Here is a 13,635-nt window from a genome sequence, read left to right on the forward strand (position 1 = left end):
GTCTGACTGCTATTATCGGTTCGTTCCACCTAGGTGGAACTTAAGGATAACCTAGGTAGAATTTAAAGACAACCATGGTGGAACGAAAAGTCAACCTAGGTAGAACGAATAAATAATAGCAATCGGGCTTCTTAGAAACTGCGAATAAACAATCAACATATTCAATCACCCCCAAAAACTTAAAGTTATGTGTGGAATAGCAGGTATACTCAACATAAAGGTTCAAACGAAAGAACTAAGAGATAAAGCACTGAAGATGGCCCAGAAAATCCGTCATCGCGGACCGGACTGGAGTGGAATCTATGTAGGTGGAAGTGCCATCCTGGCACACGAACGCCTGTCAATCGTCGACCCGCAGAGCGGCGGACAACCGTTATACTCTCCTGATCGTAAACAGGTGCTCGCCGTAAACGGTGAGATATACAACCACCGGGACATTCGCGCTCAATACGCCGGAAAATATAACTTTCAGACAGGAAGTGACTGTGAGGTCATTCTTGCTCTTTACAAAGAGAAAGGCATCCACTTCCTGGAAGATATTAGCGGTATCTTTGCTTTTGTTCTTTATGATGAAGAAAAGGATGAATTTCTGATTGCCCGTGATCCGATAGGGGTTATTCCTTTATATATAGGAAAAGATAAAGAAGGAAGAATCTACTTCGGCAGCGAACTGAAAGCACTTGAAGGATTTTGCGACGAATATGAAGTATTCCTTCCCGGACATTATTTCCATAGCAAAGAAGGAAAAATGAAACGTTGGTATTCACGCGACTGGACAGCTTATGAAGCCGTCAAAGACAATGACGCACAAACCGGTGATGTGAAAACAGCATTAGAAGATGCCGTACATCGCCAGTTAATGAGTGACGTACCTTATGGAGTGCTTCTTTCGGGTGGGCTGGACAGTTCCGTCATCTCCGCTATTGCCAAAAAATATGCGGCAAAGCGTATAGAGACAGACGGAGCGAGTGATGCGTGGTGGCCTCAACTCCACTCCTTCGCCATCGGACTCAAAGGTGCTCCCGATTTGATTAAAGCACGTGAAGTGGCTGAATATATCGGTACTGTACACCATGAAATAAACTATACTGTTCAGGAAGGTCTGGATGCCCTGCGTGATGTCATTTATTTCATCGAGACATACGATGTAACCACGGTACGCGCTTCCACTCCCATGTACCTACTGGCACGTGTCATCAAATCGATGGGGATTAAAATGGTGTTGAGCGGTGAAGGTGCCGATGAAGTTTTCGGAGGGTATCTATACTTCCACAAGGCCCCCACTCCACAGGCATTCCACGAAGAAACGGTACGTAAACTTTCAAAGTTACACATGTACGATTGTCTCCGTGCCAACAAAAGTCTGTCAGCATGGGGCGTAGAAGGACGCGTCCCTTTCCTTGACAAAGAATTTCTCGACGTAGCCATGAACCTGAATCCGAAAGCTAAAATGTGCCCCGGAAAGGATATTGAGAAACGGATTGTTCGCGAAGCCTTTGCCGATATGTTACCGGAAAGTGTGGCGTGGAGACAAAAAGAACAATTCAGTGACGGTGTGGGATATTCATGGATCGATACTTTGAGAGAAATCACAGCGGCTGCCGTTAGCGATGAGCAAATGGAACATGCTGCCGAACGCTTCCCCATCCATACTCCGCAAAACAAGGAAGAATACTATTATCGTAGTATCTTTGAAGAGCATTTCCCCAGTGAAAGTGCAGCACGCAGCGTACCGAGTGTTCCCAGTGTGGCCTGTTCCACAGCAGAAGCGCTGGCGTGGGATATTGCTTTCAGGAACCTGAATGAGCCTAGCGGACGTGCGGTGAGAGGAATACACGAAGAGGCCTATACTTAACTGATAAAAATAACGGAAAGAGCAGATTCTGTTATTCTTTTGTAGCATTTCTATTTTAAAATCCCAAGGATTAACGCAGATTAGCATATTATTGTCTGATTTGCGTTTTCTTTTTTATAATTTTGAGGCCAAACCCAATTAAATCTATCAAACTTTTAAAAGACCAAACAAATGAATTTAAAAAAAATGATGATGGCTTCTGCCCTTCTAATGGCTGCTTGCTGTATGCAGGCACAGACAAAAGTGATAGCCCACCGCGGATTCTGGAAAACTCCGGGATCATCACAAAACAGTATTTCATCACTTCTAAAAGCAGACTCCATCAGTTGTTACGGTTCAGAATTTGACGTATGGATCGCTAAGGATAACAAGTTGGTGGTCAACCATGATCCTGTATACAAGATGAGACCGATGGAGTATTCCAAAGGTGACGCACTGACCGGACTTAAATTATCCAACGGAGAAAACTTGCCTAGCCTGGAACAATATCTGGAAGCCGGGAAAAACTGTAATACCCGACTGATTCTCGAACTGAAAGCACATAGCAATAAGAAACGTGAAACCAAAGCCGTACAGGGAATCCTTGCCATGGTGAAGAAAATGGGACTGGAAAACCGCATGGAATATATCACGTTCTCCCTACATGCCATGAAAGAGTTTATCCGCCTGGCTCCTGCCGGTACTCCGGTATTTTACCTTAACGGGGAACTGTCTCCCAAAGAATTAAAGGAACTTGGTGCTGCCGGTCTTGATTATCACATGGGAGTGATTAAGAAACACCCCGAATGGATCAAAGAAGCTCATGAGCTCGGCTTGAAAGTAAATGTGTGGACTGTGGACGAAGTGGAAGATATGAAATCGCTGATCGAACAGAAAGTAGATTTCATTACCACCAACGAACCAGTCATCTTACAAGAAGAACTGAAAAAACATCAATAAGATAAAATCATTACAAAGTAAACTATTTAATATCCGTCTTTAAAGAAACAGCTCGTTGTACTAAATCCCGCATACGTAATAGCTAAAGTTTGCTATCTGTATGCGGGATTCCTTTTTTTTTTTGCTGATTTTAGTGGTGATATTTCCAATGTTCAACCAATAAACATTCTCCACTATGGCAAATTTTATTCAGCGTGCCAGTGACTCCATCTCGGGGTTTGGTCAAAGTTACGAAAAATTTTCCAAACAACTTCTTATTGAGCAGTATTCTCCTGGTAGTATAAAAAGTTATGGCCATAAGTTGGCTGCTATCAGCTTTCACTTCAAAAAACTTCCTGAACACTTAAGCGAAGATGATTGCCGCGATTATTTCAGCATGTTGCTCTCTCGCACTCCTTCACCGGGTTTGAGCTATTTCAAGCACACCGTTTACAGTCTTCGCTGTTATCGCAAGACAATGCATCTTAGTGAACTTAATTTTTCTCTTCCCCGTATCCGTAGCACGAAGAAACTTCCGGTTGTTCTTTCACAGTCGGAAGTGAGCAGCCTTTTGCGTCACTGCGGGAGTATCCGCAGTCAAGCCCTGCTGGCTCTGATTTATTCCTGCGGCCTGCGTTTACGTGAGCTGGTCAATATGCGAATTTGTGATATTGACAGTAAGCGCATGCAGGTTTTCATCCGCCAAGGCAAAGGTAGAAAAGACAGGTACGTCCCCCTTTCCGGCAACCTGTTGCTTCTTCTCAGGGAGTATTTCATCCAGTACAGACCCGCGGTATATCTTTTCAACAATTGTTTCGGCGGACAAATCGAAGATTCCGAGATCCGCTATCTTTTTAAACAAGCGGTTCATTCGTCCTGCATCCTTAAACCCTGCACGCTTCATACCCTTCGTCACAGTTACGCCACGCACCTGCTGGAGATGGGCGAAAATATACTTCGCATCCGTGACCTTCTGGGACATGCCGATATAAAGACAACACTGGTTTATCTTCACCTTGTCAATCTTCCTGCCGGAGGTTACGCCTTCAGTCCCCTGGACCGTCTTGAGGGGGTGGGAAGTAACAATAAGCGACCATGAGGACGGAGTTTGAGGTCGGTCAGATTATTTCCCGCTTCAAATCATCCTTTATCAGCCAACATCATCCCTGCGGCAGGGTTCTCCAGGTCCTCTCACGTCTGGAACAATGCCGTACCTCCGCTTTGGGAGGGCATGTGGATGCCTGTCCCCAGTGTGGAGTCGTACGTGTTAGTTACAACAGCTGCCGTGACCGGCATTGTCCCAAATGCCAGGGGGAGAGCGTGAGGTATGGATACAGGCACGCAAAGAGGATATGTTGCCCGTGAAATATTTCCATGTGGTATTTACCTTACCGGCCGACTTGCATTCACTGGCACTGGGGAATATGAGGCCCACCTATTCCTGCCTGTTCACCGCCGCCTGGAAGACTTTATCAGCCTTCGCGGCCAATAAAGGCGCACAGGCGGGAATGGTGGCCATCCTGCATACTTGGGGAAGTAACCTGCACTATCACCCACATCTACATTGTGTAGTGCCCGAAGGAGGGATAGATGAAAGGGGGGGAATGGAGGAAGCTCTCTGGGGCAAATCAAGACAGTCCTTTTCTATTCCCGGTTAGGGCTATGGGCAGGGTGTTCAGAGCCAAGTTCATGCAAGAGTGGAGCAAACATGTGAAAGTACCCCAGGCAACAAGAAAGAAGCTGTTTGAAAAAGAATGGGTGGTATATAGCAAAGCACCGTTCAAAGGCGTGGAAAGGGTCATAGAATACTTAGGGCGTTACTCACACAGGGCAGCCATCAGTAATGCCAGGATTAAGGGAATTACAGATACAGCCGTCATGTTTGACTATAAGGATTACAGGGATGGGGGAAAACATAAGATGATGACACTCACGGGAGAAGAGTTCGTACACAGGTTCAGTAGGCATATATTGCCGGCAGGATTTGTACGTATCAGGCATTACGGATTCCTGGCAGCATGCAACAGAAGGAAGTTGACAAGCATACAGATAAGGATGAAAGTACCACCGGCACCACTTAAAAGGAAAAGAGCCAAGTGGAAAGAACTCTGCCAAGACAAATGGATGGAGTATAACTTATGCAAGCATTGCGGAGGGGCGCAGATGATTACAATTGAAGTTTTCAGACCAGCCAGGTCGCCACCCGGAAGAGGAAGTTCCAAACCGCTGGACGGTACTTTTTGAAGAAGAAAATATGTTCACAGGAAGAATGAAGTCCTGGGAGAGAGGCTCTGTGGATATACATAACGGAAAACACGGTAAAAACACCGGATAGAAAGAAAAAGGAGGAAAAAAGGGAGATTGGAATCAAGAAAGGCTGAAAAAACAAGTATAAAAGCAAGCACAGGACATTAGGAAACTGCTGAAAAAAAATACAGATACAGAAGTAACCCCCATAAAAAATAGAAAACGTACAACAAAGGCTCCATATGCCCTAAGGGGCACACGAAGCCCTATTTCGTTCCTTTAAAAGAAACAGGATGTTTCTCGGTGTCGAACGGGTGGTTCCTTTTAAAGGAACCACCCGTTGTACTAAATCCCGCATACGTAATAGCTAAAGTTTGCTATCTGTATGCGGGATTCCTTTTTTTGCTGATTTTAGTGGTGATATTTCCAATGTTCAACCAATAAACATTCTCCACTATGGCAAATTTTATTCAGCGTGCCAGTGACTCCATCTCGGGGTTTGGTCAAAGTTACGAAAAATTTTCCAAACAACTTCTTATTGAGCAGTATTCTCCTGGTAGTATAAAAAGTTATGGCCATAAGTTGGCTGCTATCAGCTTTCACTTCAAAAAACTTCCTGAACACTTAAGCGAAGATGATTGCCGCGATTATTTCAGCATGTTGCTCTCTCGCACTCCTTCACCGGGTTTGAGCTATTTCAAGCACACCGTTTACAGTCTTCGCTGTTATCGCAAGACAATGCATCTTAGTGAACTTAATTTTTCTCTTCCCCGTATCCGTAGCACGAAGAAACTTCCGGTTGTTCTTTCACAGTCGGAAGTGAGCAGCCTTTTGCGTCACTGCGGGAGTATCCGCAGTCAAGCCCTGCTGGCTCTGATTTATTCCTGCGGCCTGCGTTTACGTGAGCTGGTCAATATGCGAATTTGTGATATTGACAGTAAGCGCATGCAGGTTTTCATCCGCCAAGGCAAAGGTAGAAAAGACAGGTACGTCCCCCTTTCCGGCAACCTGTTGCTTCTTCTCAGGGAGTATTTCATCCAGTACAGACCCGCGGTATATCTTTTCAACAATTGTTTCGGCGGACAAATCGAAGATTCCGAGATCCGCTATCTTTTTAAACAAGCGGTTCATTCGTCCTGCATCCTTAAACCCTGCACGCTTCATACCCTTCGTCACAGTTACGCCACGCACCTGCTGGAGATGGGCGAAAATATACTTCGCATCCGTGACCTTCTGGGACATGCCGATATAAAGACAACACTGGTTTATCTTCACCTTGTCAATCTTCCTGCCGGAGGTTACGCCTTCAGTCCCCTGGACCGTCTTGAGGGGGTGGGAAGTAACAATAAGCGACCATGAGGACGGAGTTTGAGGTCGGTCAGATTATCTCCCGCTTCAAATCCTCCTTTATCAGCCAACATCATCCCTGCGGCAGGGTTCTTCAGGTCCTCTCACGCCTGGAACAGTGCCGTACCTCCGCCCTGGGAGGGCATGTGGATGCCTGTCCCCAGTGTGGAGTCGTACGTGTTAGTTACAACAGCTGCCGGGACCGGCATTGTCCCAAATGCCAGGGAGCCGAACGTGAGGTATGGATACAGGCACGCAAAGAGGATATGTTGCCCGTGAAATACTTCCATGTGGTATTTACCTTGCCGGCCGACTTGCATTCACTGGCACTGGGTAATATGAGACACACCTATTCATGCCTGTTTGCCGCTGCCTGGAAGACACTCGCAGCCTTCGCTGCCAATAAAGGCGCCCAGGCGGGAATGGTAGCCATCCTGCATACATGGGGAAGTAACCTGCACTACCACCCCCACCTGCACTGTGTAGTGCCCGAAGGAGGGATAGATGACAAGGGGGAATGGAGGAAGATCTCAGGGGCAAATCAGGACAGTCCTTTTCTATTCCCGGTCAGGGCCATGGGCAGGGTGTTCAGAGCCAAGTTCATGCAAGAGTGGAGCAAACATGTGAAAGTACCCCAGGCAACAAGAAAGAAGCTGTTTGAAAAAGAATGGGTGGTATATAGCAAAGCACCGTTCAAGGGCGTGGAAAGAGTCATAGAATACTTAGGGCGTTACTCGCACAGGGCAGCCATCAGCAATGCCAGGATTAAGGGAATGACAGATACATCCGTCATGTTTGACTACAAGGATTACAGGGATGGGGGAAAACATAAGATGATGACACTCACGGGAGAAGAGTTCGTACACAGGTTCAGTAGGCATATATTGCCGGCAGGATTTGTACGTATCAGGCATTACGGATTCCTGGCAGCATGCAACAGAAGGAAGTTGACAAGCATACAGATAAGGATGAAAGTACCACCGGCACCACTTAAAAGGAAAAGAGCCAAGTGGAAAGAACTCTGCCAAGACAAATGGAGGGAGTATAACTTATGCAAGCATTGCGGAGGGGCGCAGATGATTACAATTGAAGTTTTCAGACCAGCCAGGTCGCCACCCGGAAGAGGAAGTTCCAAACCGCTGAACGGTACTTTTTGAAGAAGAAAATATGTTCACAGGAAGAATGAAGTCCTGGGAGAGAGGCTCTGTGGATATACATAACGGAAAACACGGTAAAAACACCGGATAGAAAGAAAAAGGAGGAAAAAGAGCGAGATTGGAATGAAGAAAGGGAGAAAAAGCAAGTATACAAGCAAGCACGGGACATAAGGAAACTGATGAAAAAATACAGATACAGAAGTAACCCCCATAATAAAGATAGAAAACGTACAACAAAGGCTCCATATGCCCTAAGGGGCACACGAAGCCCTATTTCGTTTCTTTTAAAGGAAAAATGAGCTTTCATAACAAACTAAATACCAGCATATTAAGAACACTCTTTTTTTTCATTTGAAAAAGAAAAAGGTCATTTTCATATATGCCAATAAAAGATTACAAACGATTTACTGGAAATCATCTAATACCTCTTTCAACTCTCCTACCGTAAGCTCTCCTACCTGTCTCCATAATTCATGTCCCTTATGCAATAAAAGAAAGGCGGGCACTGTTTCTACATTATGCGCATCGGCTATTGTTCTATTTTCTTCAGCATTCACTCTTATCAATTCTACAGTTCTCTTTTCGTAAGTCCGAAGCACAGGACCTATCCACTCATAATGAGGTGACCAGTCGGCATAAAATACTACCAACACCAAATGGTTGGTCTTAGCTGCTGTTTCTAATTGTTTCTCTATATTCATATCTCTACGTTTTTATATTAATGATAGTGCTAAAACAATGAATACAGGAAAAGGTTCTTCAGCATATCCGGCGAGCAATATGATAGATAAATAGGGGTTTTCACTTTCATATCGTCAAAAGGAAAAGGATATATTTCTTGTTTTTATAGTGGATTTCACCGATTATCAAGGCTAAATATTCTTCATATATTATGGAAGAATATGCAAAACAATTCACCCAAATAACAGTTTATTAATATATAAATAGGTATAATTTCAAATTATAACTAAACACAGCCGTATATAAAGCGATTATAAGTTTGAGGAAAATAAATAGATATTAGATATACTTTTTAGTAAAATATAAAGCAAAAAGTCATACCTTTGCATCGTAATAAAACAAAAGGATACAACAACCAATAAATAACAATCAAAATGATATCAAAAATTAAGTTCACAAAAATGCATGGAGCGGGAAATGACTACATATATGTAGACACAACCCAATATCCGATAACCGACCCTGCAAAGAAGGCAATCGAATGGAGCAAGTTTCATACAGGAATCGGAAGTGATGGACTTATATTGATTGGCATCTCTGATAAAGCGGATTTCAGCATGCGTATTTTCAATGCGGACGGTTCGGAAGCTATGATGTGTGGCAACGGAAGCCGTTGTGTAGGCAAATATGTATATGAATACGGCTTGACTGACAAAACAGAAATTACGCTGGATACACGATCTGGAATAAAAATTCTGAAACTGCATATAGAGGAAAAAACAGTCAGTACAGTCACCGTAGATATGGGTAGTCCGTTGGAAACAGACGGGATTCAGTGGGAAGGGAAGTATCCTTTCCGGTCAACCAAAGTATCAATGGGTAATCCGCATCTCGTCACATTTGTTGAGGACATCACCCGGATTGATTTACCGGAAATCGGTCCTGCACTGGAGAATCATCCTCTTTTTCCCAATAGAACTAATGTGGAGTTTGCACAGATTGTCGGCAAAGACACCATACGGATGAGGGTATGGGAAAGAGGATCGGGAATCACTCAAGCTTGCGGGACAGGTGCTTGTGCCACAGCAGTAGCCGCCTTCATCAACGGACTTACAGGAAGAAAAAGCGATGTAATCATGGATGGAGGGACAGTTACCATTGAATGGGATGAAATCTCCGGGCATATATTAATGACCGGATCGGCAACCAAAGTTTTCGATGGGGAGATTGAGGATAAGTAATAAATAAGTATTAGTAAGTATCAGATATTAAGTATTAAGTATTAGGTATCAGGTATTAGATTTTGCAGAACTTAAAACAATAACAAGATGGCATTAGTAAACGAACATTTTTTGAAGTTACCGGGAAGCTATTTATTCTCGGACATAGCGAAAAAGGTAAATACCTTCAAGATAACACATCCTAAACAGGATATTATCCGGTTGGGTATCGGTGATGTCACCCAACCGCTTCCGAAAGCGTGTATCGAAGCCATGCACAAAGCGGTAGAAGAGCTGGCCAGCAAAGATACATTCCGCGGATATGGTCCTGAACAGGGATATGATTTTCTGATTGAAGCAATTATAAAAAATGACTTTATTCCACGTGGGATTCACTTCTCGGCATCCGAGATATTTGTCAGTGACGGTGCCAAAAGCGATACCGGAAATATAGGAGATATTCTTCGCCATGACAATAGCGTAGGTGTTACAGACCCCATCTATCCGGTATATATAGACAGCAATGTCATGTGCGGACGTGCCGGAGTGCTGGAAGAAGAGACGGGCAAATGGAGTAATGTTACTTATATGCCTTGCACAAGTGAGAACAACTTTATTCCGAAAATTCCGGACAAACGGATAGACATTGTTTATCTCTGCTATCCGAACAACCCGACAGGAACGACCTTAACCAAACCGGAACTGAAGAAATGGGTGGACTATGCATTGGCAAACGATACATTGATTCTGTTCGATGCCGCCTATGAAGCATATATCCAGGATGAGAATGTCCCCCACTCTATCTATGAGATTAAGGGAGCTAAAAAGTGTGCGATCGAATTCCGTAGTTTCTCAAAAACGGCAGGATTTACCGGAGTACGCTGCGGATATACCGTAGTTCCGAAAGAACTTACTGCCGCCACATTGGAAGGAGACCGCATCCCACTCAACAGATTGTGGAACCGCCGCCAGTGCACCAAGTTCAACGGTACTTCTTACATTACCCAACGGGCAGCAGAAGCCGTTTACAGTGCAGAAGGCAAAGCACAGATTAAAGAAACAATCGGCTATTATATGACCAACGCCCAAATTATGAAAGAGGGATTGGAAGCCACAGGACTGAAAGTGTATGGAGGAGTCAACGCTCCCTACTTATGGGTGAAAACTCCGAACGGGCTTTCATCATGGCGATTCTTCGAACAGATGTTGTATGAAGCCAATGTGGTCGGTACTCCCGGTGTAGGCTTCGGACCAAGCGGTGAAGGATATATCCGCCTGACTGCCTTTGGCGAACGTAACGATTGTATCGAAGCAATGAGAAGAATAAAAAACTGGTTATAAGATAGTATTTCGCGCGCTACTATATACATGGACCGTACATCCACATTTTTCTAACTTAAAGGTAAAAAGACGATGAAAACGACGATTAACAAAAAATGGGGAGTAATAATAGTAGCATTATTACTGACAGGGTTTGCTCCATCCGCAATGTTGGCGCAAGATAAAGTGGAAGCTTCCGTTGGAGCCGATCTGGTAAGTGGTTACATCTGGCGTGGCCAGGATTTAGGCGGAGTTAGTATTCAGCCTTCATTGGGAATCACTTACAAGGGTTTCTCACTCGGAGCATGGGGATCGGTAGGGTTCGAATCGACAGATACGAAAGAGTTCGATTTAACTCTCGGTTATTCGACGGGTGGTTTTAGCGTTTCAGTGACGGATTATTGGTTTAATACCCAAACAGCAACTAACAAGTATTTTCAATACGGAGCTCATTCAACAGCTCATGTATTTGAAGCACAAGTCGGATATGACTTCGGACCACTGACAGTCAACTGGTATACAAACTTTGCAGGTGCCGACGGTGTGAAAGAAAATGGCAAAAGAGCTTATTCTTCTTACCTCGCACTTAGCGCACCATTCAAATTGGGAGGTCTCGACTGGACAGTAGATTTAGGGATGGTTCCTTGGGAGACAACTTTCTACAATGGCTATACAAGTGGATTCTGCGTATCAGACGTAAGTATCGGAGCTTCCAAAGAAATCAAAATAACAGATTCTTTCTCACTCCCGGCATTTGCGAAAGTTACAGCGAATCCACGAACAGAAGGAGCTTACTTCACATTCGGATTAAATTTTTAGGAGAGAGAATAGAGAATTTAGAATATCAAAGAGCGTATAGGGATCAGGTAGTTAGAGTTTAGATTTTATCGGTTTGTTGTATGGTAACCTGCTATGGCTGCCCCCTGTACCTCTTTCTTTTACAGGTCAACACTAATATTTAAGGTATATGAAAAAGATTGAAGCTATTATCCGTAAAACCAAATTCGAGGACGTGAAAGAAGCTCTTCTCGAAGCGGACATCGAATGGTTTTCTTACTATGACGTAAGAGGTATTGGGAAAGCACGGCAAGGACGTATCTACCGCGGTGTAGTATATGACACCAGCACTATCGAAAGAATCTTAATCTCTATTGTCGTGCGCGACAAGAATGCCGAGAAAACTGTACAAGCCATTATTAAAGCGGCACAAACCGGAGAAATCGGAGACGGACGTATTTTCGTCATCCCTATTGAAGACGCTATCCGTATCCGTACCGCCGAACGTGGCGATATAGCCCTATACAATGCTGAACAAGAACGCTAATCCAGCAACCAGCAATATGCCGGGGCCAGATTCCCATGCGGATTAAACGTTGATGGCATATATGAAAAAGAAATTATAATATTACTAATAACAGGCATTTAATAAGATAATTCATTATGGATACAAAATATAAAAGCCATAGCTTCGTAAAGCTGTGGATAGCCACTACCATGTTTATGTTATGCTGTTTTGCCACCGGCACGCTAGCACAAGACGCAGTTGTTGCAGATACTGTTACAACGGTGGTAGAGACGACAACTGAAATTACAGCAGCTCCTGCCGAGACTGACGCAGAAACCCCTGATACAATTGGTGAACTGGCCTTAGGACTGAATACGGTCTGGATGTTGCTTGCAGCAATGCTGGTATTTTTTATGCAACCGGGATTTGCACTTGTTGAAGCTGGGTTCACAAGAGTAAAGAATACCGCCAATATTCTGATGAAGAACTTTGTTGATTTCATGTTCGGTTCTTTATTATATTGGTTCATCGGTTTCGGGCTTATGTTTGGCGCAGGAGAATTCATCGGAATGCCCCACTTCTTCGACCTTTCTTTCATGGACAACGGTCTTCCCAGAGAAGGTTTTCTGGTTTTCCAGACCGTATTCTGTGCAACGGCAGCCACAATCGTATCAGGAGCAATGGCAGAACGTACCAAATTCTCCATGTATTTGGTTTACACGATTTTCATCAGTGTACTGATATATCCGATATCCGGCCACTGGACTTGGGGTGGCGGTTGGCTGATGAACGGTGAAGAGAGGTCTTTCATGATGAATCTTTTTGGAACAACCTTCCATGACTTCGCCGGTTCTACCGTTGTTCACTCTGTAGGTGGATGGATTGCTCTGGTAGGTGCTGCCATTCTTGGCCCGCGTATCGGTAAATATGGAAAAGACGGCAAATCAAGAGCTATTCCGGGACATAACCTGACAATTGCCGCACTAGGTGTATTTATTCTCTGGTTCGGATGGTTTGGGTTCAACCCCGGTTCTCAATTGGCAGCAAGTACCGAAACTGATGCAAATGCAATCTCCCACGTATTCCTGACTACAAATCTTGCGGCCTGTGCCGGTGGTTTCTTCGCATTGGCGATCAGCTGGATGAAATACGGAAAGCCTTCTTTGTCACTGACATTGAATGGTATTCTGGCAGGTTTGGTCGGTATTACAGCCGGATGTGACGCAGTATCTCCCGCAGGAGCCGCTCTAATCGGCGCAATCTGTGGTGTTGTAATGATTTTCTCTGTCGATTTTATAGACAAGATTTTAAAGATAGACGATCCGGTGGGCGCATCTTCCGTACATGGTGTTTGCGGATTTCTCGGAACAGTTCTCACGGGTTTGTTCTCTACCAGCGAAGGTTTATTCTACGGACACGGTTTCGGATTCCTCTGTGCACAACTATTCGGAGCACTGGTTGTCGGTGTCTGGGCAGCAGGTATGGGATTCATAATCTTTAAAGCACTTGACAAGATTCACGGACTTCGTGTTCCGGCACGTATCGAAGAAGAAGGTCTTGATATCTACGAACACGGAGAGTCCGCTTACAACTAAATGAAACAGA

The 13,635-nt window shown here is 44.4% G+C and carries 12 protein-coding genes and 1 pseudogene; 12 read left to right on the top strand and 1 reads right to left on the bottom strand.

Annotated elements, in window-relative coordinates:
* The first annotated feature begins 187 nt into the window (after window positions 1-187).
* The 7 genes and pseudogenes from asnB to NXV01_RS19950 all read left to right on the top strand — a co-directional run bounded on the left by asnB (window position 188) and on the right by NXV01_RS19950 (window position 7,524).
* A complete protein-coding gene (gene asnB / locus NXV01_RS19925; RefSeq protein WP_148367531.1) occupies window positions 188-1,855 on the top strand; it encodes an asparagine synthase B in 1,668 nt (555 codons plus the stop codon).
* Between the two features lie 171 nt (window positions 1,856-2,026).
* Window positions 2,027-2,794, top strand: a complete 768-nt coding sequence (locus NXV01_RS19930; protein ID WP_167511904.1) for a glycerophosphodiester phosphodiesterase family protein — start codon at window positions 2,027-2,029, stop codon at window positions 2,792-2,794.
* 376 nt (window positions 2,795-3,170) lie between these two features.
* The gene (locus NXV01_RS19935) at window positions 3,171-3,872 is read left to right on the top strand and encodes a tyrosine-type recombinase/integrase (RefSeq protein ID WP_259022929.1); all 702 of its coding nucleotides are present in this window, start codon (window positions 3,171-3,173) and stop codon (window positions 3,870-3,872) included.
* Complete coding sequence (locus tag NXV01_RS26070; RefSeq protein ID WP_409012940.1) at window positions 3,869-4,138, top strand: transposase zinc-binding domain-containing protein; 270 nt, start codon at window positions 3,869-3,871, stop codon at window positions 4,136-4,138. The genes NXV01_RS19935 and NXV01_RS26070 overlap by 4 nt, the downstream gene beginning before the upstream one ends.
* Before the next feature lie 143 nt (window positions 4,139-4,281).
* A pseudogene (locus NXV01_RS19940) lies at window positions 4,282-5,017 on the top strand (transposase).
* Between the two features lie 660 nt (window positions 5,018-5,677).
* Window positions 5,678-6,379: a tyrosine-type recombinase/integrase gene (locus tag NXV01_RS19945; RefSeq protein ID WP_259022929.1), complete on the top strand. Its 702-nt coding sequence runs from the start codon at window positions 5,678-5,680 to the stop codon at window positions 6,377-6,379.
* Window positions 6,376-7,524, top strand: coding sequence for an IS91 family transposase (locus NXV01_RS19950; protein WP_259023121.1), 1,149 nt, complete (start codon window positions 6,376-6,378; stop codon window positions 7,522-7,524). The genes NXV01_RS19945 and NXV01_RS19950 overlap by 4 nt, the downstream gene beginning before the upstream one ends.
* A gap of 404 nt (window positions 7,525-7,928) precedes the next feature.
* On the opposite strand, the gene NXV01_RS19955 is transcribed toward NXV01_RS19950, so the two are convergent.
* Window positions 7,929-8,225 carry a thioredoxin family protein gene (locus NXV01_RS19955; RefSeq protein WP_143866853.1) on the bottom strand — a complete coding sequence of 99 codons (297 nt, stop codon included), beginning with the start codon at window positions 8,223-8,225 and terminating at the stop codon, window positions 7,929-7,931.
* A 414-nt stretch (window positions 8,226-8,639) separates the two neighbouring features.
* Here NXV01_RS19955 and dapF point away from each other — a divergent pair, with 414 nt between their 5' ends.
* The 5 genes from dapF (at window position 8,640) to NXV01_RS19980 (ending at window position 13,625) form a co-directional block, all read left to right on the top strand.
* Entirely contained in the window at window positions 8,640-9,446 is an 807-nt protein-coding gene (gene dapF / locus NXV01_RS19960) for a diaminopimelate epimerase (protein WP_259023122.1), read from the top strand.
* A gap of 87 nt (window positions 9,447-9,533) precedes the next feature.
* Window positions 9,534-10,766, top strand: coding sequence for an LL-diaminopimelate aminotransferase (locus NXV01_RS19965; protein WP_258981039.1), 1,233 nt, complete (start codon window positions 9,534-9,536; stop codon window positions 10,764-10,766).
* Window positions 10,767-10,838: 72 nt separating this feature from the next.
* Window positions 10,839-11,564: a hypothetical protein gene (locus NXV01_RS19970; RefSeq protein ID WP_217722536.1), complete on the top strand. Its 726-nt coding sequence runs from the start codon at window positions 10,839-10,841 to the stop codon at window positions 11,562-11,564.
* Between the two features lie 148 nt (window positions 11,565-11,712).
* Window positions 11,713-12,069: a P-II family nitrogen regulator gene (locus NXV01_RS19975; protein ID WP_143866860.1), complete on the top strand. Its 357-nt coding sequence runs from the start codon at window positions 11,713-11,715 to the stop codon at window positions 12,067-12,069.
* 116 nt (window positions 12,070-12,185) lie between these two features.
* Window positions 12,186-13,625, top strand: a complete 1,440-nt coding sequence (locus NXV01_RS19980) for an ammonium transporter (RefSeq protein WP_259023123.1) — start codon at window positions 12,186-12,188, stop codon at window positions 13,623-13,625.
* Window positions 13,626-13,635 lie beyond the last annotated feature (10 nt).

It is taken from the genome of Bacteroides sp. BFG-606, from assembly GCF_024788145.1.
GTDB lineage: Bacteria > Bacteroidota > Bacteroidia > Bacteroidales > Bacteroidaceae > Bacteroides > Bacteroides vicugnae.

Bases quoted from the DNA above. Each gene is read 5' to 3' on its own strand.
- NXV01_RS19975 (WP_143866860.1), top strand. From the start codon at position 11,713: ATGAAAAAGATTGAAGCTATTATCCGTAAAACCAAATTCGAGGACGTG.
- asnB (WP_148367531.1), top strand. From the start codon at position 188: ATGTGTGGAATAGCAGGTATACTCAACATAAAGGTTCAAACGAAAGAA.
- NXV01_RS19930 (WP_167511904.1), top strand. From the start codon at position 2,027: ATGAATTTAAAAAAAATGATGATGGCTTCTGCCCTTCTAATGGCTGCT.
- NXV01_RS19955 (WP_143866853.1), bottom strand. From the start codon at position 8,225: ATGAATATAGAGAAACAATTAGAAACAGCAGCTAAGACCAACCATTTG.
- NXV01_RS26070 (WP_409012940.1), top strand. From the start codon at position 3,869: ATGAGGACGGAGTTTGAGGTCGGTCAGATTATTTCCCGCTTCAAATCA.
- NXV01_RS19935 (WP_259022929.1), top strand. From the start codon at position 3,171: ATGTTGCTCTCTCGCACTCCTTCACCGGGTTTGAGCTATTTCAAGCAC.
- NXV01_RS19980 (WP_259023123.1), top strand. From the start codon at position 12,186: ATGGATACAAAATATAAAAGCCATAGCTTCGTAAAGCTGTGGATAGCC.
- NXV01_RS19950 (WP_259023121.1), top strand. From the start codon at position 6,376: ATGAGGACGGAGTTTGAGGTCGGTCAGATTATCTCCCGCTTCAAATCC.
- NXV01_RS19945 (WP_259022929.1), top strand. From the start codon at position 5,678: ATGTTGCTCTCTCGCACTCCTTCACCGGGTTTGAGCTATTTCAAGCAC.
- NXV01_RS19970 (WP_217722536.1), top strand. From the start codon at position 10,839: ATGAAAACGACGATTAACAAAAAATGGGGAGTAATAATAGTAGCATTA.
- NXV01_RS19965 (WP_258981039.1), top strand. From the start codon at position 9,534: ATGGCATTAGTAAACGAACATTTTTTGAAGTTACCGGGAAGCTATTTA.
- dapF (WP_259023122.1), top strand. From the start codon at position 8,640: ATGATATCAAAAATTAAGTTCACAAAAATGCATGGAGCGGGAAATGAC.